This window comes from Streptomyces sp. NPDC020807 (assembly GCF_040641575.1).
Lineage (GTDB): Bacteria > Actinomycetota > Actinomycetes > Streptomycetales > Streptomycetaceae > Streptomyces.
This window is the reverse complement of sequence record NZ_JBFADU010000024.1, coordinates 1-20,820: the sequence shown is the minus strand read 5'-3', so window position 1 is coordinate 20,820 and position 20,820 is coordinate 1. Positions and strand designations below refer to the sequence as shown.

17 protein-coding genes and 1 pseudogene are annotated in these 20,820 nt (G+C 72.6%); 10 read left to right on the top strand and 8 right to left on the bottom strand.

The window, feature by feature from the left end:
• Positions 1-17 precede the first annotated feature (17 nt).
• From AB0G79_RS27055 to AB0G79_RS27025, 7 genes are all read right to left on the bottom strand, one after another.
• Complete coding sequence (locus AB0G79_RS27055) at positions 18-956, bottom strand: pseudouridine-5'-phosphate glycosidase (protein WP_360810795.1); 939 nt, start codon at positions 954-956, stop codon at positions 18-20.
• A gap of 10 nt (positions 957-966) precedes the next feature.
• Positions 967-5,178: an amino acid adenylation domain-containing protein gene (locus AB0G79_RS27050; RefSeq protein WP_360810793.1), complete on the bottom strand. Its 4,212-nt coding sequence runs from the start codon at positions 5,176-5,178 to the stop codon at positions 967-969.
• Between the two features lie 42 nt (positions 5,179-5,220).
• Positions 5,221-5,910, bottom strand: a complete 690-nt coding sequence (locus AB0G79_RS27045) for an NAD(P)H-dependent oxidoreductase (RefSeq protein WP_360810792.1) — start codon at positions 5,908-5,910, stop codon at positions 5,221-5,223.
• Between the two features lie 99 nt (positions 5,911-6,009).
• Positions 6,010-6,681 carry a uracil phosphoribosyltransferase gene (upp, locus tag AB0G79_RS27040; protein ID WP_360810790.1) on the bottom strand — a complete coding sequence of 224 codons (672 nt, stop codon included), beginning with the start codon at positions 6,679-6,681 and terminating at the stop codon, positions 6,010-6,012.
• The gene (locus AB0G79_RS27035; RefSeq protein ID WP_360810788.1) at positions 6,681-7,382 is read right to left on the bottom strand and encodes a phosphoribosylanthranilate isomerase; all 702 of its coding nucleotides are present in this window, start codon (positions 7,380-7,382) and stop codon (positions 6,681-6,683) included. Before AB0G79_RS27035 ends, upp begins: the two co-directional genes overlap by 1 nt.
• 152 nt (positions 7,383-7,534) lie before the next feature.
• Positions 7,535-8,221 (bottom strand): type 1 glutamine amidotransferase domain-containing protein, encoded by a 687-nt coding sequence (locus tag AB0G79_RS27030; RefSeq protein WP_360810786.1) that lies wholly within the window; start codon positions 8,219-8,221, stop codon positions 7,535-7,537.
• Positions 8,222-8,291: 70 nt separating this feature from the next.
• On the bottom strand, positions 8,292-9,071 hold the full coding sequence (locus tag AB0G79_RS27025) for an alpha/beta hydrolase (RefSeq protein WP_360810784.1): 780 nt from the start codon (positions 9,069-9,071) through the stop codon (positions 8,292-8,294).
• A 603-nt stretch (positions 9,072-9,674) separates the two neighbouring features.
• Here AB0G79_RS27025 and AB0G79_RS27020 point away from each other — a divergent pair.
• Positions 9,675-10,010 (top strand): annotated as a pseudogene (locus AB0G79_RS27020) (helix-turn-helix transcriptional regulator); the annotation flags it as partial.
• Between the two features lie 63 nt (positions 10,011-10,073).
• Positions 10,074-10,688, top strand: a complete 615-nt coding sequence (locus AB0G79_RS27015; protein WP_360810933.1) for a transcriptional regulator — start codon at positions 10,074-10,076, stop codon at positions 10,686-10,688.
• 51 nt (positions 10,689-10,739) lie between these two features.
• Here the strand turns inward: AB0G79_RS27015 and AB0G79_RS27010 are convergent, their stop codons facing one another.
• Complete coding sequence (locus AB0G79_RS27010; protein ID WP_360810782.1) at positions 10,740-11,201, bottom strand: hypothetical protein; 462 nt, start codon at positions 11,199-11,201, stop codon at positions 10,740-10,742.
• 806 nt (positions 11,202-12,007) lie between these two features.
• Between AB0G79_RS27010 and AB0G79_RS27005 the strand changes: the two genes are divergently transcribed.
• From AB0G79_RS27005 to AB0G79_RS26970, 8 genes are all read left to right on the top strand, one after another.
• Entirely contained in the window at positions 12,008-14,008 is a 2,001-nt protein-coding gene (locus AB0G79_RS27005) for a BTAD domain-containing putative transcriptional regulator (protein ID WP_360810780.1), read from the top strand.
• 152 nt (positions 14,009-14,160) lie between these two features.
• Positions 14,161-15,798 (top strand): acyl-CoA carboxylase subunit beta, encoded by a 1,638-nt coding sequence (locus tag AB0G79_RS27000; RefSeq protein ID WP_360810778.1) that lies wholly within the window; start codon positions 14,161-14,163, stop codon positions 15,796-15,798.
• A gap of 38 nt (positions 15,799-15,836) precedes the next feature.
• Positions 15,837-16,103, top strand: a complete 267-nt coding sequence (locus tag AB0G79_RS26995) for an acyl-CoA carboxylase subunit epsilon (RefSeq protein WP_360810776.1) — start codon at positions 15,837-15,839, stop codon at positions 16,101-16,103.
• Positions 16,100-17,092 (top strand): ACP S-malonyltransferase, encoded by a 993-nt coding sequence (fabD, locus tag AB0G79_RS26990; RefSeq protein ID WP_360810775.1) that lies wholly within the window; start codon positions 16,100-16,102, stop codon positions 17,090-17,092. Before AB0G79_RS26995 ends, fabD begins: the two co-directional genes overlap by 4 nt.
• Positions 17,093-17,167: 75 nt before the next feature.
• Positions 17,168-17,581 carry a phosphopantetheine-binding protein gene (locus AB0G79_RS26985; protein WP_360810774.1) on the top strand — a complete coding sequence of 138 codons (414 nt, stop codon included), beginning with the start codon at positions 17,168-17,170 and terminating at the stop codon, positions 17,579-17,581.
• Between the two features lie 61 nt (positions 17,582-17,642).
• Positions 17,643-18,065 (top strand): holo-ACP synthase, encoded by a 423-nt coding sequence (gene acpS / locus AB0G79_RS26980; protein ID WP_360810772.1) that lies wholly within the window; start codon positions 17,643-17,645, stop codon positions 18,063-18,065.
• A gap of 25 nt (positions 18,066-18,090) precedes the next feature.
• The gene (locus AB0G79_RS26975; RefSeq protein WP_360810770.1) at positions 18,091-19,362 is read left to right on the top strand and encodes a beta-ketoacyl-[acyl-carrier-protein] synthase family protein; all 1,272 of its coding nucleotides are present in this window, start codon (positions 18,091-18,093) and stop codon (positions 19,360-19,362) included.
• Positions 19,363-19,399: 37 nt separating this feature from the next.
• Positions 19,400-20,707, top strand: coding sequence for a beta-ketoacyl synthase N-terminal-like domain-containing protein (locus tag AB0G79_RS26970; RefSeq protein ID WP_360810767.1), 1,308 nt, complete (start codon positions 19,400-19,402; stop codon positions 20,705-20,707).
• Positions 20,708-20,820: the final 113 nt, after the last annotated feature.

Sequence of the window (20,820 nt, the reverse complement as noted above, 5' to 3'; positions counted from 1 at the left end):
CTTTCCTGTGGTGGGAGTCAGGCGGCTTTGAGGCGGGCGTGGGCGGCGGCGAGGCGGCCGCCGACCTCGGCGGTGCTGACGAGGACGGCCATGTTGGCCCGGGAGGAGCGGCCCTGGGTGGCCGCGTCGACGGCGCGCATGAGGTACTTGGTGATGGCCTGGCCCCGGATGCCGTCGCGGTCGGCGGCGGCCATGGCCTCGGTGATCGCGGCGTCCACCTCGTCGCTGTCGATCGCCTCCTCGGGCCGTACCGGGGTGGTGACGAGGAACGCGCTGTTGCTGCCGAGCGCCCAGTGGTTCTCGACCGCCCGGGCGATGACCTCGTCGTCGTCCAGCCGCATCGGGCTGGGGAAGCCGCTGGAGACGCAGTAGAAGGCGGGGAAGTCGTCGGAGCGGTAGGAGACGACGGGCACGCACTGGGTCTCCAGGTACTCCAGTGTCAGGCCGAGGTCGAGGATCTTCTTCGCCCCCGCGCACACGACGGCGACCTTGGAGCGGGTGAACTGGACGAGGTCGGAGGAGATGTCCATGGTCCGTTCGGCGCCGCGGTGGACGCCGCCGATGCCGGCCGAGGAGAAGAACGCGATGCCGGCGCGTTCGGCCGCCACCAGGCAGGAGGCGACGGTCAGCGCGCCCATGCGGCCCTGGGCGAGGACGACGGGCATGTCGCGGCTGCTGACCTTGGGGATGCCGGGGGTGGAGGCGAAGCGGTCGATGTCGGCGTCGCTCATGCCGACGACGATCCGGCCGGCGTCGACGGCGATGGTCGCGGGGACGGAGCCGCCCGCGCGCACGGCCTGTTCGACCTTGCGGGCGGTGGCGGCGTTGTCGGGGTAGGGCAGGCCGTGGGTGATGACGTTGGACTCCAGCGCCACCACCGGGCGGCCCTCGTTCAGCGCGTCGGCCACCTCGTCGCCGAGGACGAGCGGGATGTCCGGGAGGGAGGAAGTGCTCACGGTCGCCTTCTCAGTGGAGGTCGGTGTCGGGGGCGGATGCGGTGTCGGTGTCGGGGCCGTAGTCGGGCACCTTGCTCAGGACGTGCCGGCGGTTGAGGATCTCCGGGATGTAGACCTCCTCGGTCCACAGCTCCTTGTCGACCGGTTCGATCGCGATCGACACCACCCCCTCGTCGCAGCCGAAGGCGTCGGTCACGGCCTTGGTCACCGAGGCCACCAGCTCGGACTGCTGCGCGTCGCTGAGGGGCGTCGGGAAGTGCTTGATGCTGATGTGCGGCATGACGGTGTCCTTCCGGTTCTTCAGGCGCCGGCGGATGGCCGTCGCGAGTTCGTCGACGTCCGGGTCCCTGAGCAGGGAGTAGTGGTCCGCCCTCAGTTCGACGACGGTCGGCGGGGTGGTGAAGCAGTCGCCGCCGTCGTCGAGGAACCCGTACTCGTCGCCCTGCGCCGTGAAGACGGTCAGCGGGGCCGCGACCCGCCGCTCGCGCAGTTCGCGGAAGGTGTAGCTGAACTCGAAGGTGAGCGCGACGATCCGGATGATCCGCAGGACGAAGTCGCGGTCGGCGCCGGGGACCCGGTCGGCGACGAACGCGGCGAAGCCCTCCTCGTCGGCGGCCTCGGCGAGGCAGCGGGCCGTCAGTTCCTCGTCGATCCGGCCGGTGAACACCGAGAGCAGGATGGCGACGAAGACGGCGTCGGTGTACGAGGCGGTGCGCCGGCCGGGGCCCTGGGTACGGGTCCTGGGGGCGCCCGGCGCGATGAGGAAGACGTGGTCGACGGTGTGGCCGGCCCGCTCCAGCTGGTAGGCGGCCTCGAAGGCGACGCGGGCGCCGAAGGAGTAGCCCCACAGGGTGTAGGGGCCTTCCGGCTGCCGCTCGGTGAGGGCCTTGACGTCCTCGGCTGCCATCTCCCGGATCGTCTCGTACGGTGCCTCGCCGGGGTTGATGCCGTACGCCTGCACGCCGAGGAACGGCCGGTCCAGGCCCGCGCGTTCGGCCAGGAGCCGCAGGTTCATGGGGTAGCCGCCCAGGCCCGGCCAGCAGTGGACGGGGCGTCCGGGGCCTTCCCGCAGGACGACCAGGCGCGAGGAGGAGGGCGTCTGCTCTCCGCCGAGGCGGCGGGCGAGGCCTTCCACGGTCGGGGAGGTGAAGACGGTCTCCAGGGGCAGGGAGGTCCCGAAGGCCCGGTTGACGTGGTGGATCAGGGAGACGGCGAGGAGCGAGTTGCCGCCGCAGGCGAAGAAGTCGTCCTGGACGGAGACGCTCTCCTGCTTCATCACGCGTTTCCACAGCTGGGCGACGCGGCGTTCGGTCTCGTCGCGGGGGGCGACGAACGGCCGGTCGGCCGCGCCCACGTCGACCTGGTCCAGGGCGGCGAGCGCCTTGAGGTCGATCTTGCCGTTGGCGGTGGTGGCCAGCGCGTCGAAAACGACGACCTTGTTCGGGATCATGTAGTCCGGCAGGTAGTTGACGAGGTCGTCGCGGATGAGTTCCGCGGGGCCCCGCATGTGGACCGCGTCCTCGCGCATGCCCTCGTGGCGCCGCTGTTCGGCGCTGACGCGTCCGCCGACGAAGAAGTACGACGCTCCGCGGGGCCGGTCGAGGTCCTTCAGGACGGTGTCGATGCGGCGGGCGGAGGGCAGGTCGTCGCCGCTGTGGGAGCTGTAGCCGGAGGACATGAAACCGAGGTCGAGGTCGTTCATCGACAGCCGCTGGAGCGTGCGGCCGAGGTCGATGTGGCGCCGCCACCGCTCGGGGGTGCGGCTGATCGCGGAGATCCCGAACCCGGCCCGGTCGTAGACCGCCTGGTTGATGGCGATGACGTGCTTGCGCAGGACGAGGTCCGGGGAGACCGGCAGGAGCCGGCCGTCGTGGTGGAGGTACTGGCCGGGCGGCTTGTCGAGGCCGCGGCCGGGGTGGATCTGGACGTACAGGTCGACCTCGGCACCGTCGTCGGCGCCGCTGCCCGTACGGGTGCCGGTGCGGGGGTCGCGGTGGGGCACGAGGTCGAAGGCGCCGAGGTAGTGGTCGGCGGCGGCGGCCCGCAGCCGCTCCTTGGTCCGCGGGGCGAACGGGGCCGCCTCGATGCCGAGGCCGTGGGCGGGCAGGACCTCTTCGAGGAGGCCGACGATGTGCCCGGCCTCGATCTCCAGGACCTCCCTGATGTTCTTCTTGTAGACGGGCTCGATGGCGCCGTGCCGGCCGAGGAAGTGCATCCGGATCCGGGGCCCCGTCTCCTCCGCCCCGGGCGCGCCGGGGGCGCGGGGGGTTTCGGGCGCCGGGGAGACGAGGACCAGGCGGTGGTCGACGGGGTGGTGGTAGTGGATGCCGGGGGCGATTCCCGGGAAGCCGGTGATCTCCACGTACACCTGGGTGGCGTAGAGGGAACCGGGCGAGGCGTAGGCGTACTTGGGGAGCAGCCGGTCGGGGCTGAGGTGGGGGCCGAGGGTGCGCAGGATGGTGCCGAGTCCGGTGAGGCCGAGGTCGGCGAGGGGGCGGGCGCGGGGGGCGGGGGCGGGGCGGCGGGCCAGGAGTTTCAGGAGGTCGGCCTCGGTGACGGGGGCGGCGCCCTCGTAGAAGCGGTAGGTCTTGCGGGCGAAGGCCTGGGCGCGCTGGGCCGGGGTGGCGGTGCGGCCGGGCAGGTCGAGGGAGGGCAGGCCCCTCAGGTCGGCCGCGGAGCGGATGCCGGGGTTGGACAGCTGGGCCTTGACCTGGAGCTTGCTCTCCTTGGACTGGTGGTGGGCGCCGTGGCTGCCCTGGTCCATGAGGGCGGCTTCCCTCGGGTCGAGCTCGACGCAGGCGATCAGGTTCTGGAAGCCGGTCCTCGGGTCGTCCTTGACGAGGACGGCCGCGTGCCGGACCCAGTCGTGGGTCTCGATGGCGAGGCGGATCTCGTCGAGTTCCACGCGGAAGCCGCGCAGCTTGACCTGGTTGTCGGCGCGGCCGACGAACTGGACGGTGCCGTCGGCGTTCCAGGAGGCGAGGTCGCCGGTTCTGAAGAGCCGGCCGGGGCCGAAGGGGTTGTCGGTGAAGCGTTCCTCGGTGAGGTCGGGCTGGTGGAGGTAGCCGCGGGCGACCTGGACGCCGCCGATGTACAGCTCGCCGGTCTCGCCGGCGGCGAGTTCGGTGAGTCCGGGGCCGGGGCCGAGGATGTGGTACTCGGTGGCGGCGGCCGGGGCGCCGATGGAGATCGAGCGGGGGCCGTCGTCGAGGGTGGAGTGGGGCACGCGGAACGACGAGGAGTTGATGGTGCACTCGGTCGGCCCGTACAGGTTGACCAGTTCGCAGCCGGGGAGGGTCTCCAGGAAGGTGCGGGCCAGGGTCTTGGAGAGGACCTCGCCGCCGGTGAAGACCTGCCGCAGCGAGGTGCAGGTGCCGAACTCCTCGGTGTCCAGGAGTGCTTGGAGGAGGGTCGGGACGCACTGGAGGGTGGTGACGGCGTGGACCCTGATCGTGTGCAGCAGGCGTTCGGCGTCCCGGTGGATGCCGGGGCCGCCGACGACGACGAGGGCGCCGACGGCGGGGGCGAGGACCTCCCACTGGGCGGCGTCGAAGCTGATCGGCGTCTTGTGGAGGATGACGCGGGTGCGGTCGATGCCGTGGTCGGTGCGCAGCCAGGTCATCTGGGAGGCGATGCTGCGGTGTTCGATCATGACGCCCTTGGGGCGGCCGGTGCTTCCCGAGGTGTAGATGACGTAGGCGAGGGAGGCGGGGTCGACGGCCGCGTCCCGCTCCGTCCCCGTGGCCCTCCCCGCGTCCGTGTCCGTGTCCGTTCCGGCGTCGGGGGCGGGGTGGTCGGCGTCCTCGATGCGGAGGATCACGGTGTCGGCGGGGGCCAGGGCGGTGAGGCGTTCGACGAGGTGGCCGTGGGCGACGATCACCTTCGTGCCGGAGTGCTCGATCATGTAGCGCAGTCGTTCTTCGGGGTACTCCGGGGCGAGCGGCAGGTAGGCGCCGCCCGCGAACAGGACGCCCCAGACGCCGGTCACCAGCTCGGCGGAGGGTTCGACGAACAGTCCCACGCGGCTGTCCGCCGCCACGCCGGTCTCCCGCAGGCGCGCGGCGAGTCCTCGGCTTCGTCCGACCAGCTCGGCGAAGGTGAGCTGCTGGTCGCCGCTGATCACCGCGGTGTCGCCGGGGCGTTCGGCGGCGGTGCGCAGGAGCAGGTCGGGCAGGAGTAAGGGGCGTATGGCCGGGCCCCGGCCGGACGCGTCGGTAGGCAAGGTGAAGTCCCCCTGGGAATGCGTGTGGTCGGCGGCGTGCTGTCAGCGGCCGGCGGCGGCTCGGGCGGTGCGGCCCCTGCGCAGGGCGTCGGCGACGTCGAGCATCCGGCGGGTCTGGTGGGCGAGGGCGGCGCGGTTGTCGTCGGTGACGTTCTCCGCGAGCCGGCCCGGGACGGCCTGGCGTCCGGAGACGGAACTGACGCCGTAGGGGTTGCCGTTGCTGGGCGTCTTCATGATGTCGTCGGTGACGCCGGGCGGCACGATGATCCCTCCCCAGTGGTAGAAGACGGTGTTGAGCGAGAGGATCGTCGCCTCCTGGCCGCCGTGCGGGGCGCCGGTGGAGGTGAACGAGGACATGACCTTGCCGGCGAGGCCGCCGCGGGCGTTGAGGGGCCAGGCGAGGTCGATGAAGTGCTTGAGCGGGGCGGGGATCATGCCGAACCGGCCGGGGCCGCCGAGCAGGAGCGCGTCGGCCCAGGCGAGGTCGTCGACGGTGGCGGCCGGGACGTGCGCGATGGCGGCGGCGTTCTCCCGCCACGCTTCGGTCCACTCGGTGAACTCGGGGGCCAGGGAGACGTCGACGTACTCGGGGACCCGGCGCAGCCGGACCTCGGCGCCCGCCTTGGCGGCGGCCTCCTCGGCGGCCAGGGCGAGGGTGTGGACGTTGCCGGTGCCGGAGTAGTAGACGATGGAGATCTTCGTGGTCGGCGAGGACGCGCCGGTGGTGGACACGGGAGTGCTCCTGGGGCGAGGGCCGGAGCGGCGGTCTTCCCCCGTACGGGGCGGGTACGGGGGTCGCGCGCGCTCCGGCGGGGTGCGGAGGGGGCGGGGTCAGGCGGGGGCGTCGGTTCCGAAGTAGCGGTCGCCGAAGTCGCCGATGCCCGGGAGCATGAACGCGTTCTCGTTGAGGCGTTCCTCGACGGAGGAGGTGACGATCCGCACCGCGGGGTGGCGGTCGTGGACGGCCTTGATCCCCTCGGGTGCGGAGAGCAGGTTGACGAAGACGATGTTCTCCTCGGGCACGTCGTGGTCGAGGAGGACGCCGAGGGCGGCCAGTGCGGTGCCGCCGGTGGCGAGCATGGGGTCGAGGAGCAGGACGTGCCCCTCGCCGATGCCGGCCGGCAGGGCGGCGTAGTGCAGGTGCGGGAGCTTGGTGGTCTTGTCCCGCTGGATGAGGATCTTGCCCAGGCGGGTGGCGGGCGCCATCAGGCGCAGTTCGGACTCCATGCTGTCGCCGGCCCGGGCGACGGACACGCCGTAGACGGGTCCGGCGGGGGCGAGGCCGTGGTAGGTCCGGCCGACGGGGGTGGTGACGTCGCGGGGCTCGTGCGGGAGCAGGCCGAGCGCGGCGTCGAGGAGCTGGCGGATGATCCGGGCGGCGGTGGGCACGAACTCCTCGCGCCGGGCCTGGCGGTCGCGGACGACGGTGTGCAGGGCGCGCAGCCGGTCGGTCTGGGGCAGGAGGTGGGTGACGCCCTGGAGCGGCGCGGTGTGGGTGGCCATCAGGAGGCGTTCCGTCCGTCCTCGGCGGCCACCTTGGCGAAGGCGGCGCGGGCTTCGCGGACGAAGGTGCGGACCTTGAGGCGGTCCTTGCGGCGGGTGGCGGGGTCCTCGAGGCCGGTGTGGGCGTCGACGGCGGCGGGGCGGACGGCCTCGATGGCGGCGGCGACGTTGTCGGGGGTGAGGCCGCCGGCCATCATCAGGGGCTTGGGCGAGATCCGTACGAGTTCGGCGCTGACGGACCAGTCGTGGGTCAGGCCGGTGGCGCCCTTGGCGCCGGTGGCGGGGTTGAAGCTGTCGGTGATGAACATGTCGACCCACTCGGCGGAGCTCTCGACGATCCCGCGGAGTTCTTCGATGTTGTCCGTCTTCACCACGAGGCTCTTGAGGACGTACAGGTCGGGGGCGAGGGTGCGCAGGCGGCGCAGTTCGGCGGGGGTGACGTCGCCGTGGAGCTGGATGGCGCCGACGCCCATGTCGGCGCAGAAGGCGGCGATCTCGTCGGCGTCGGTCAGGTAGGTGATGATGACGCCCTTGGTGGCGGGCTGGATCGCCTTGACGATGGCGGCGGCGTCGGCCTCGGAGAGGTCCTCGTTCTTGGCCGGCAGGCGCAGGGCGAAGCCGAGCCAGTCGGCGCCCTCCTCGATGATGAGGTCGGCCTCGGACTGGTCGATGACGCCCGCGACCTGGATCAAGCCGTACATGTCTGCCTCCATGGGGCCCGGGCGGCGGGGCCGGGGCCGGTCTGCGACGGATGGGATGCGGGGCGGTGCGGTGACGGCGGGGTGCGTGCCGGAGGGCTGTAGGCCCGGTGGGGCTGTGGGCCCGGTGGGGCTGTGGGCCCGGTGGCCGCTGTTCAGCCGGTGGTGCGGGAGAGTTCGGCGAGGACGAGGCGCGCCACGGGGGCGGCGGAGGCGGGGTTCTGCCCCGTGACGACCCGGCCGTCGTTCTGGGTGTGGGCCTCGTACATGGGCGCCTTGGTGTGCAGGGCGCCGGTCTGCTTGAGCCGGTCCTCCAGGAGGAAGGGCATGACCTCGACGAGGCCGAGGGAGTTCTCCTCCTCGTTGCTGAAGGAGGCGACGCGCTTGCCGCGGACGAGGGGGGTGCCGTCGGGCAGGCGGAGGTTGACCAGGGCGGCCGGGCCGTGGCAGACGGCGGAGATGACGCCGCCGCGGCCGTGGATGTCCATGGCGATGCGGGCCAGGTCCGGGGAGTCGGGGAAGTCCCACATGGCGCCGTGGCCGCCGACGTAGAAGATCGCGGAGTACGCGGCGGGGTCGACGTCGGCGGCGCGGCGGGTGGCGACGAGTTTGGCCTTGACGGTCTCGTCGGCGAGGAAGCCGGTGATCTCCGGGTCGTTCTCCTCGCCGTCGAAGACGACGGCGGGCGGTTCGCCGCCGCGCACGGAGACGAAGTCGACGTCGTGGCCGGCGGCGGTGAAGACGTTGTAGGGGTGGGCGGCCTCGGAGACGCTGTAGCCGGTCCGTTGGCCGGTCTCCCCCAGGGTCTCGTGGCTGCTGACGGCGAGCAGGATCTTGGCCATGGTTCCTCCCGGAAGGTCGCTGCGGGGTGCGGTGGGCGCGGTGGGGTCTGGTGGGGGCGGGCCGGGTGGGTCAGGGCTTGTGGATGAAGTCCTGGACGAGCTTCACGAACTCGACCGGCTTCTCGAAGATGACCATGTGGCCGCTGTCGATCTCGGTGTAGGAGGAGTCCGGGATGGCGGCGGCCAGTTCGCGGGAGTGCTCGGCGGGGACGGCGGAGTCCGGGTACGGGGCGAGGACGAGGGTCTCGGCCCGCACCTGGCCGACGAGGTCGCGGATGTCGACGTTGACGAGGAGTTCGAGCTGGCGGATCCGGCCCGGGGAGGGGCTGAGTTCGGCGCCGAGGTTCTCGACGTCCTTGAGGCTGGGCTGGCTGCGGACGAAGCGGGGGCTGAAGGCCGTGGTGCTGAGCACGCGTCCGAAGGCCATGGGGTCGTGCTTCTGGCTGAGGGTCAGGCCGATGAGGTTCTCGATGTAGAGGTCGGTCTTGACCAGGCCGCCGACGGGGACGAGGCGGCGGACGAGGGCGGGGTGGAGGGCGGCGGTGGCGGCGACGACGGCGCCGCCGAGGGAGAAGCCGACCAGGTCCACGGGGCCGAGGCCGGCGTGTTCGATGACGGCGGCGACCTCGTGGGCGAGCTGTTCGACGGTCAGGGGGGTGCCGTCGTCGGTCGCGGCCTCGCTGCCGGACAGCTCGGGGAGGATGACGGTGTTGCGGCGGGCGAACTCCTCGACGAGGTGGCCGAAGGTGACCTGGCCGCCCTTGCCGACGCCGTGGACCAGCACCAGGGCCGGACCCTCGCCGGTCACGGTGTAGTGGATGCGGGAGTTACCGACGGAGATGGCGGGCATGACGGATCGCCTCCTGTGACGACGCGGAAACCAGAAAAGAGGGAAAGGAATGTCCGGCGGGCGGCGGAGGGTTTTCCGGAACGCGTCGGTGCGTTCCGGCCCCGCTTGGCCGCGGTGCGGCGAAAACGGGCCTTCCGTATTCCGCCCGGTGCGGATACGCGGGAATTTCGGCAACGCCGTCCGGTGTGGTCGAAGACCGGACGGATGGGGCGGGCCCGGAAAAAGGGGGCCGTCGACCGTGGCGCCCGAAAAGGGCCGGTGTTGTCGCACCGGTGTTTCTTCGGACGTGGCGCACATGCGGTTGCGAGGGACGGGCACGCTGCGGGCGCCCGGGAGGGGGCGCTGAGCTCGTGCCCTCTCCCCGGCCGGGGTGGGTGGGAGGCCGTGCGACACCACGACCCCGATCACCTGGAGTAGAAATTATCTACTTCTTGCGATCGCGTCAAGCTCTCCTGGATCGCGCGAGGGTGACTCGACCGGATCGCGCGAAGGTGGGCCGGCGGCCGGGCGGCCGTGCCCCTTCCGGGCGGCCGGGGCGCGCTCCCCGGCGGGGAAAGGGGATCCGTCCGCGCCCGCGGACTCCCGGGGGGCGAAAAGGGGGAAATGCGCCCCGCGGCAATCGGAGCGGCCCGTCGGCACCGCCGCGCGGGGCATGACCGAGGGGTCACAAGATTATGCCGAAGTCTCGAATATCAAGACCTTCCGCCACCCAGGCCCTATAATTTCTCCACACCTCATCGCTACGGAGTACCCCCTATGCCCGACCGCGTGTTCGACGGCAATAAGTTGCGTCGCCTCCGTGTCGCCAAAGGCCTTTCACAGACCAGCCTGGCCGTCGGGCTTCACGTGAAGGTGAACGCCGTCTATCGGTGGGAGAAGGGATTGGCGTCTCCCCCTCCGGAACGGCTGTCCGCGATCGCCGCATTTCTGGACGCCGATCTCGACGAACTCTTTCCGCGCTCCGGGCCTCCGAATCTCGCCGACCTGAGATGCGACGCCGGGATGACCCAGACCGACACGGCGCAGCACACCCTCACCGCCTCCCCCATGCCCGTACGGGCCGCGGAACAGGGCCGGCGGCCGCTGTCGGACCAGGCGGTGACCGCGCTGGCGGCCGCCTACCGGGTGACCCGCGCCGAACTCCTCGCCGCGCAGCGGCGTTCCTTCGGGCAGCCCGAGGAGCCCGGGCAGGAGCCCTCCGCCGACGGCGCCCGCGTCGCGCGGAAGCTGGAGTCGCTGCGTACCGAGGCCTACGGGGGCAGCGCGCCGTCCGACGCGCACCTGGCCGCCGAGGGCAACCGCAAGGCCGGCTCCGAGGTGCTCACCGAGGCGGTGGTCCGGGCGCTGCGGGCCGGGGAGGTCGCCGAGCCGGCAAGGGAGGCCCTCGACGCGCTGGCGCTGGCCTTCGACGTGCCGCCGGTCTACTTCCGGCAGGACGATCCCGAGGTCGACTCGCTGATCCTGTCGACCCGGGCCGTGCGCAACAAGTTCACCGTGATGGTCGCGCGCGGCGCGGGGCAGGACCTGCCCGGCGAACCCTGGGACGAGCTGCGGGCCTTCATCGGCGAGACGATGCGGGAGATCCTGGCCGCCGAGGAGCACGGGCGCCCGGCGTAGCGCTCCCCGCCGGGCGGCGGCCCGCCCGGGCCTCCTCGTTCCCGCGGGTGCTCACGGCCTGATGGGCTGCGCTCCCGCGCGGAGCGAGGGGCGTACGGCGGTTCCCGCGCCGACGGGCCGTTGTCCGCGTCTGCGGCTGATGTAGCGCGCCGCCTTGTCGGCCCGCAGTTCGACGAGCACGTCGCGCTCCAGCGGTCCGGGGGTGCCGAGCCCGGCGGCCGGCGCCGTCGCGGGTGGCCCGGGGAGGGTGGCGGGGCGGACGACGCCGGTGTGGTCCCCGGCCCACAGGTGCACCAGCTGATGCACCTTCAGTTCCAGTTCGTGGGAGGGGGAGCAGCCCTCGGGGTGGAGGATCAGGTCGACGGGGTGGGTGTCGTGCCGGACGAGGAGGCCGCACGCGCCGTCGAGTCCCGTCAGGTGCTCGGGAATGGGCTGGATGACGATGCGCCGGCCGCTGGCCTCCGCCATGTTTCCCACGAGCCGGTCGAAGTCGAAGGGGTCGGGCAGCGGCATGGAGGCGATGAGGTTTTCGCTTTCCCGTTCGGCCTGGACGTGGAGTCGGTCGGCGCCCGGGTGGCGGGATAAACCGGCGAGGATTCCCGATGCGGTGTTTCCGTGGCGGGGGAGGAAATTCATCCCGCGCGTCCCGGGGTGCCGATCCGTTTCTCCGGTCCTGGGTGCCGGGTTCTCGAACGGCCTGGCCTGGGCATTCCGCATTCCCCCTTCTCCGCACGGCTACTTCATTGCCTCGTGTGGGCGCGCGAGCATGGTGCGACCACGCTGTCGACGTTCTGGGACTACGTTGCGCATGTGTCGGTGACGCGCGTGCGGGCTCCGCGTGAACAGTGCGCGGGGCGGGCCGCGGGCGGGGCGGTCACCTTCTGAGCGTGGCTCCCGGGCGCGTCCGCGGGGCCCGCGTGGGCGGCTGGGCGGATGGCGTGCAAGGTGTGGCGACCGGTTCCCCCGTTGTACGCATCCCTTGTGCCGCTCCCGTCCTGATCATGTCGGTCGGCCCCGTTTTCGGCGGATCGAGTCCCGATCTTGCCGACCGCTACGATAAATGTCAGTCATCCGCCGTGGTGGAGATGTACCGAAGTCTGGCCGAAACTCACCAAGCGCGCGAGCGGCCCCCCGGTGCCCGGCCTCCGCCCTGAACGGCCTTGATCTTCAAGGGAGTTCGCCCCCCTCGCAGGTTCCTGCCCCGCTCCCCCGCAGCTCCCCGCCGCGCCCCGGGCCGCCCCCGGCGGCGAGCGGGAATCAAGGGGCGCTGCACCGGCCGGAGGTTAGCTTTCCGGACACTGATGGATGGGGGATCTTCGATGGAGCTCCGGATACTGGGATCGATAGAGCTGTGGACGGGCGGTGCCCTGGCCGATCTGGGCCCCGCGCGCCAACGCAGCGTTCTGGGTGTCCTGTTGGTCGATCCGGAACGGCCGGTGACGCTGGAGTCGCTGGTCGACCGGGTGTGGGGGGACATGCCGCCCGCGGGGGTGCGCAATGTCGTCCACACCTACATCACGCGGCTGCGGCGGGCTCTGGCCCGTGCGTCGGTCGGCCTGCCCGAGCCGGTCGGTCTGGTGCGGACGCCCGCGGGGTATCAGGTTTCGGTCGATCCGGGCGCGGTGGATCTGGTGCGGTTCCGGCGGCTGCTCAAGAGCGCCCAGCGGGAGGGGCTCGGGGACGGGGAGCGCAGTGTGCTGCTGCAGCAGGCGCTGCACCTGTGGCGGGGCGACGCGCTCGGCGGGATGCAGGGCGACTGGGCGGCGCGGCTGCGCGAGACGCTGCGGCAGCTGCACCACGAGGCGCTCAGCCAGTGGGCGGACGCCGAGATCCGGCTGGGGCGGCCCGGCGCGGTTCTTGCGGAGCTGCGGTCCGCGCTGCTGACCGATCCGCTGTCCGAGCAGCTGTGCGAGCGGCTGATGCTGGCGCTGTACCTGGAGGGGCGCAGTGTCGACGCGCTGGAGTACTACCAGTCGATGCGGCGGCTGATCTCCAAGGAGCTGGGGACGGATCCGTCGCGGCGGCTGCAGCGGCTGTACGAGACGGTCCTGCGCGGGGACGTGGCGGGGCTTCCGGCCGTGCCGGCCGGGCGGGGCCCGGGTGGCGCGGTGCCGGGTGCGGTGCCGGGCGCGGACGCGGCGCCGGCGGCCGGCGGGACCGTACCGGTGCTTCCGGCCCGGCCGGCGGTTTCGGGCGCGACGGCGGCTCCGGGCGTGCCGGCGGTTTCGGGCGCGACGGCGGCTCCGGGCGTGCCGGCGGCTCCGGGTGTGCCGCAGGTGCCGCAGATGCTGCCGCTGGATCTGCCGGACTTCACCGGGCGGGAGCGTGAACTGGATTCGGTGCAGCGGACGTTGACGCGGCCGGGTGACGCGCGGCCGGCGGCGGTGGTGGTGGTCGGCGGCGGCGGTGTGGGCAAGACGGCGCTGGCGGTGCGGCTGGGTCACCGGGTGCGGTCCGCCTTTCCCGACGGGCAGTTGTACGCGGCGCTGCGGGGCAGCGGGGTGCGGCCGGCGGATCCGTACGCGGTGATGGGCCGGCTGCTGCGGGTGCTCGGGACGGATCCGGGCGGGCTTCCGGTCGATCCCGACGAGCGGGCGGAGGTGTACCGGCTGGCGCTGGCGGGGCGGAGGCTGCTGCTGGTCCTCGACGACGCGGCCGACGAGGCGCAGGTGCAGCCGCTGCTGCCGGACAGTGCGGGGGTCGCGGTGCTGATCACGAGCCGGGGGCGGCTGGGGCTGCCGCTGGGGGCGCGGGTGCTCGCGCTGCCGGATCTGCCGCACGGGCACAGTGTGCGGCTGCTGGCGCGGATGCTGGGGGCGGAGCGGGTCGAGCGGGAGCCGGTGGCGGCGGCGGCGATCGCCCGGTACTGCGGGGGGCTGCCGCTGGCGCTGCGGGCGGCGGCGCTGCGGTTGAACGGGCGGCCGCACTGGTCGTTGAGCCGGTACGCGGAGCGGCTCGGTGACGAGGGGCGGCGGCTTGACGAGCTGGCGCACAGTTCGCTGAGTGTGCGGGCGAGTTTCACGGCCTCGTTCAAGGCGCTGCCGCACGACGCGCGGGAGGCGCTGCGGTGCCTGGGTGATCTGCCGGTGCCGGAGTTCGACGCGTATCTGGTGTGCCCGGTGCTCGGCAAGGACTTCGCGGCCGTGGAGGACGCCTGTGAGCAGCTGGTGGAGGCGCACTTCCTGAGTGTGGCGGAGCCGGCGGGGGCGGAGCTGCCGACGCGTTACCGGCTGGACGGGCTGCAGCGCAGCTTCGCGCAGGAGCTGGGCGCGGGGCGCGGGGGCGTGCTGGAGGAGGCGGGGCGGGCCGTGGCCGTGTGAGGCGGGCGGGGCGGGGTGCCCGGCCGTGTGAGGCGGGGCGACCTGGCAGTACACCGGTCTTCAAGAGGCGCTCCAGTCCCGCTCCCACCCCGGCGGTGGAGAGTCCTTCTCGAAGCCACCAACGCGACAGGGCAGGAAGGAGTGGGACCGCAATGACGCCTCCGGACACTCCCGCAGCCGTGCTGCCGGACCTCGGCAGGACCGACTCGGACAGCCGGCCTCCGACACCGGCACGTGCGGCCACGATGACCGATCTGACCAGCGAGCTCGCCGCCCGCAGGGCGCAGGCGCACTTCGGGCACGACCCGGAAGCCGACGCCCGGCATCTCTCCAAGGGAAAGCTGCTGGCCCGCCAGCGGATCGAGAGGCTGCTCGACCCGGGCACCTTCACCGAGCTGGGCCTGTTCGCCGAGCACCGGGCGGTGGGGTTCGGCATGGAGAACTCGCATCCCGAGGGCGACGGCGTGATCACGGGCTGGGGCGAGGTCGACGGCCGTACGGTCTTCGTCTTCGCCCATGACGCCCGGGTGCGCGGCGGCGCGCTGGGTGCGACGTTCGCCGCGAAGATCCACCAGTTGCTCGACTTCGCCGATTCCGTCGGCGCGCCGGTCATCGGTCTCAACGACGGTGGCGGGGCCCGGATCCAGGAGGGCATCGACGCGCTGGCGGGGTTCGGGAAGCTGTTCGCCCGTAACGTGCGCGCCTCGGGCGTGGTGCCGCAGATCAGTGTGGTGCTCGGTTCGTGTGCGGGCGGTGCGGTGTACTCGCCGGCGCTGACGGACTTCACGTTCATGGTCGAGGGCATGGCGAACATGTTCATCACCGGGCCGGACGTGGTGCAGGCGGTGACGGGCGAGAAGGTCACGCACGAGGAGCTCGGCGGTGCGTACACGCACGGCACGCGGACGGGTGTGGCCAGTTTCGTGGCGCCGGACGAGGAGTTCTGCTTCGAGAACGTGCGGGAGCTGCTGTCGTACCTGCCGTCGAACAACGCCGAGACGCCGCCGTACGAGCGTCCGCAGGACGATCCGGACCGGCGGTGCGAGGAGCTGCTGAGCCTGGTGCCGGTCGACGACCGGGCACCGTACGACATCAGGACGGTCATCGGGCACATCGTCGACGACGGCGACTACCTGGAGGTCCAGGAGTCCTGGGCGCCGAACATCGTGTGCGCGCTGGCGCGGCTGGACGGTCACACGGTGGGGATCGTGGGCAACCAGCCGGCGGCGATGGCCGGGGTGCTGGACATCGACTCCTCGGAGAAGGCCGCGCGGTTCGTGCGGACCTGCGACGCGTTCAACATCCCCCTGGTGACGCTGGTGGACGTGCCGGGGTTCATGCCGGGCACCGACCAGGAGCACAACGCGATCATCCGGCGCGGGGCGAAGCTGCTGTACGCGTACTGCGAGGCGACCGTGCCGCGGGTGCAGGTGATCCTGCGGAAGGCGTTCGGCGGCGCGTACATCGTGATGGACTCCAAGTCGATCGGCTCGGACCTGTCGTTCGCGTGGCCGTCGAACCAGACGGCCGTGATGGGCGCGGACGGTGCGGCGAACATCATCTTCCGGCGGCAGCTGCGTGAGGCGGCGGAGCCGGAGAAGCTGCGCAAGGAGCTGGTCGCGGAGTACACCGAGCAGCTGATGAATCCTTTCGTCGCCGCTCAGCGCGGGCACGTCGACGATGTCATCGACCCGGCGGAGACCCGGCGGGTGCTGATCAAGTCCCTGGACATGCTGCGGACCAAGCGGGCCCGGCAGCCGCTGCGCAAGCACGGGAACGAGCCCCTGTGAGCGCCCCGAGAGCCACGCCCGGGAGCACGCCGCCAAGCGTGTCGCAACGCGCGCCGGAAGGCGCGCCGGGGACGGTCCCGCTGACGGTGCTGCGGGGCAACCCGACACCGGAGGAACTGGCCGGACTGCTCGTGGTGCTCGCCGCGCTGCGCGGCGGTCCCGGCGAGCTGGCCCCGCCGCCCGGCGACGGGCGGCGCCGCTGGGGCCGGCCGGCCGGCTGGCACCGTACACCGCCCGCCGACGCGCCGGACGCGGCCGGCTGGGAGCGGACCCCCGCGACGAATCGTGAAAGGACGACCCGATGACCGGTTGGACCGGCCCCGGTGACGGTACGCAGACCGGGTGCCTGGCGATGTTCCCCGGGCAGGGCTCCCAGCGGCCCGGGATGGCCCGGCACCTCCTGGAGACCTACCCCTCGGCGCGGCGGCTGTTCGCCCGCGCCGACGAGATCCTGGGCCTGCCGCTGTCGGAGATCTGCGTGAGCGGCGGCGCCGAGGAGCTCGGCCGCACGGAGATCACCCAGCCCGCGATCGCGACGACCAGCCTGGCGGTGTGGGAGCTGCTGGAGTCGGCCGGCTACCGGCCGGCGGCGACGGCCGGGCACAGTCTGGGCGAGTATCCGGCGCTGGTGGCGGCCGGGGTGCTGTCGCTGGAGTCGGCCCTCGAACTGGTGCGGCTGCGCGGGCGGCTGATGGGCGAGGTGGCCCGTGAGGTGCCCGGGGCGATGGCGGCGGTGCTGGGGCTGCCGGCGGAGGACGTGCTGGCCGCCTGTGCGAGCGCCGGCGGCGTCGGCCTGGTGCAGGTCGCGAACTACAACGAGCCCCTGCAGACCGTCATCTCGGGGCACGAGTACGCCGTCGAGGCGGCCGGGAGGACGGCGCTGGACGCCGGGGCGGAGAAGGTCGTGCGCCTGGACGTGGGCGCCCCGTTCCACTGCTCGCTGATGGAGGCGGTGGAGGAGGAGTTCACCCACGCGCTGTCGCTGCACGCGTTCGCCGACCCGGTGCTGCCGGTGATCAGCTCGGTCACCGGCACCTATGTCGGCTCGGGCGAGGAGGCCAGGCAACTGCTGCGCCGCCAGCTCACGGGCCCCGTCCGCTGGGTGGAGGTGCTGCGGACCGCGGCACGGCACCCGGTGGGCGCGTACACCGAGATCGGACCCGGCCGGGTGCTGAGCGGGCTGGCCCGCCGCACCCTGGGCGAGGCCCGCACACGATCCACCGGGGACCCGCGCCGGCTCACGGCGCTCCACGGCGAACTGGCTCCGGCGACGTGGCCGGAGCCGGTGGCCTGACGCACGGCGTGCGCGGCCGGTCCGCGCACGCGGCGGTTTGTTCCTCCGGCAGTTTTCTACGAAGGGTTGAGAGAGATGTCGTACGACGGTAAGGACTTCGGCGCGATCGTGCAGCAGGCGGTCGCCGACGCGCTCGGTATCGACGTCGAGGAGGCGGTGCCCGAGGCGACGCTCCTGGGCGATCTGGACGCGGAGTCGATCGACCTGCTCGACGTGCTGTTCCGCATCGAGAAGGCCGCGGACGTGAAGATCAAGGTGTCGGACATCGCCGAGCTGCTCCAGGGCGGGATCCCCGACGAGGAGTTCGCCGACGAGAACGACATCATCAACGAGGTCGGTCTGGCGCAGCTGAAGAAGTCGCTCCCGCAGATCGACGTCGTGGAGCTCGCCGGCAAGATCACGGCGGACGAAGTGCTGACCCTGTTCACCGTCCAGAACCTGACGGATCTGGTGGCTGAGCGTGCCGCCCTCGCCGCGGCCGCTGCGTGAGCGGGGGGCGGGGGGGTCACCGCACGCCACCGCCCCGCCGCCGCTGCGGGTGCGCACCGGCATGGACCTGGCCGAGGTCTCCCGGGTCGAGGAGCTGATGACTTCTCAGCCGGAGCTTCGGGAGCGGGTGTTCACCGCCCGCGAGCTGGCCTACTGCTACCGGCGCAAGCGGGCCGGTGAGCACCTCGCCGGCCGGTGGGCCGCCAAGGAGGCCGTGCTGAAGAGCCTGGGCACCGGCATGGGCCCGCGCATGGAGTGGACGGACATCGAGGTCGTCAACGACCGCGCCGGCCGTCCCCAGGTGCGGCTGTACGGCGAGGTGGAGGTGGTGGCCCGGTCCCTCGGGATGGCTTCCCTGGACATCACCTTGAGCCACAGCGGCGGTCTGGCCGTCGCGCACGCCGTGATGGTGTGCACGCCCGCGCCCCCGCACGACACGCCAGTCCACACGACGGATTCGGGAGAAGGAGACGAGAAGGCATGAGGCTGGACGAGACGGAGGCGCCGCGATGAGCCGCAGGGTGGTCATCACCGGTGTGGGTGCCGTCACGCCGCTGGGCAACGACGCGCCGAGCACCTGGCAGGGGCTGGTCGAGGGGCGCAGCGGGGTGGGCCGGCTCACCACGATCGACACCACCGGTTTCGACGTGACGATCGCCGGTGAGGTCAAGGACTACCGGGTCCAGGACGCGGTGCCCGCCTCGGTGGGGCTGCGGGACCTGCTGCGGCCCGGGACGTTCGGTGTCGGCGCCGCGTGGGAGGCGCTGCGCGACGCCGGGGTGGACGCCGGCACGTACGACGGCGCGGACATGGGTGTGGCCATGGGCGCCTGTGTGGACCGGCCTCCGCTGCAGTGGCTGGTGGACGTCGGCGCGCTGCGCGACGCCACCGGCCGGGCGGACGCGTTCTCCACGTTCGCGCCGAAGGCGTCGCTGGCCTACAGCCAGAACATCGCGTCGGCGGCGATGGCGCGGATGCTGGACGCGACCGGTCCGATGCTGGGTGTGTCGACGGCCTGCTCGGCGTCGGGGCACGCGGTCGGCGAGGCGTTCCGGTCGCTGCAGGAGGGCGACGCGAAGCTGATGCTGGCGGGCGGCTACGACTCGCTGACGACCTGGCTGGACGTGCTGTGCTTCGGCCTGCTGGGCGCGCTGACGAAGGAGTACAACGACGATCCGCAGCGGGCGAGCCGTCCCTTCGACGACAAGCGGTCCGGGTTCGTCCTGGGCGAGGGCGGTGTCGTCCTGGTCCTGGAGGAGCTGGATTCGGCGAAGGCCCGCGGGGCGCGGATCCTCGCCGAGGTCCTGGGCTACGGCACCAGTCTGAACGCCTGGCGGATGACGGACTCGCCGCCGGACGGCAGCGGGGCCATCGAGTCGATCGAGGCGGCGATCGCGGACGCCGGCCTCCAGCCGGGCGACATCGACTACGTCGTGGCGCACGGCACCAGTACGCCGGGCAACGACCTGTCGGAGACCACGGCGATCAAGAAGGTGTTCGGTGACGCCGCCGAGGACCTGGTGATCAGTTCGCCGAAGTCGATGACCGGTCACCTCACGGCGGCGTCCGCGGCGCTGAGCCTGCTCACCGCGGTCGGGGCGATCAACCACGGCGTGGTGCCGCCGACCATCAACCAGGAGACGCCCGACCGGCGGCTCGGCCTGGACTTCGTCCCGAACACGGCCCGCAGGCGGCAGGTGCGGCACGCGCTCGTCAACGCGTTCGCGTTCGGCGGCACCAACGTCGGGCTGGTCGTGGGCCGCTACGAGGAGAAGCGATGACCACCACCATCCGACAGCGACACGCAGGAGGAGCGCGATGAGCGGCAGCGGACGTCAGGTCGTCATCAGCGGCATCGGCCTGCTGACCGCGCTGGGCGAGGGCCCGGAGGCGAACTTCAAGGCGCTGGTGGCCGGCGAGAGCGGGATCGGCCCGATCCGGGAGTACGACCCCGCGCCGCTGCAGACCCGCCTGGGCGGTGAGATCGGCGGCTTCGACGCCGAGCGGTACGCCACCAAGCGGCAGCTGCGCACCGTCAACCGCGGTGACCGGCTCGCGCTGGCGGCGGCCCGGCTCGCGCTCGACGACGCCGGTCTGGCGCACAAGCAGGCCGGCGGCGGGGAGCTCGGGCACCGGGCGGGGCTGTACCTCGGCGGAAACAAGTCGCTGGGCCGCATGGAGCAGCTGATCGAGGAACTGAAGGTGATCCGCCGCCCGGACGGCACGGCCGACCTGGAGCACCTGGCCCGGCACGGTGATGTGATCATGCCGCCGCTGTTCTTCGTCGAGGGCCTGCCGGCGGGGGCGGTGTTCAACATCTCCCAGACGTACGGCATCCGGGGATCGAGCACCTTCTTCGCGGGGTACGCGGACGCCGGTGCGACCGCGATCGGCCGGGCCATGCGCGCGGTGCGCCGCGGGGACGCGGACGTGGCGATCGCCGGCGGCTACGACGACGCCACCAGCTGGTGGTCGATGACGCTGCTGGACCGGCTCGGGATCCTGACCACCCGCAACGAGCAGGGGCAGCGGGCCTACCGGCCCTACGACCTCGACCGCAGCGGCGGGCTGCCCGGTGAGGGCGCGGCGCTGCTGGTCCTGGAGGAGAAGCAGGCGGCGCTGGCGCGCGGTGCGCGGATCTACGCCGAGGTGACCGGCTACGGCGCCGGGCACGACGGGCGGACGCCGCCGGCGGTCGACCCCGGCGGGCGCGGTCTCGCGCGGGCGGTGCGCCGCTCCCTCGAGGACGCGCGGCTGGACGCCGGCGACGTCGGCTACATCGCCTCGGACGGCTCGGGGACCGTCGCGGGCGACGCGAGCGAGGCGGCCGCCCTGCGGACCGCGCTCGGCGCGGCGGCCGGCGCGGTCCCGGTCAGCACGCCCAAGCCGCAGACCGGGCATCTGGTCGGCGGCGGCGGTGCGCTGAACGCCGCGGTGGCCGCGCTGGCCCTGCACCACGGGGTCGTGCCCGCGACCTCGAACCTCGACCGTCCCGACCCCCGGTGCGCGGCCGGCCTGGACCTCGTGCGCGGCAGTGCCCGGGAGACCGCTCCGCGGCACGCGGTGGCGCTGGCCCGGGGCATCGAGGGACAGGCCGTGGCCCTGACCCTGTCCCGGCCGGCGTGAGCGGCTGAGGAGCCCCGCCCTAGGGCGTGTGTCGAAAGTGGCGCCTGCCCGGCGGCGCCCGGCACGCACGCTCGCCGCGTTGTCGGGATCACCCCGATACACCCAGTATCGGG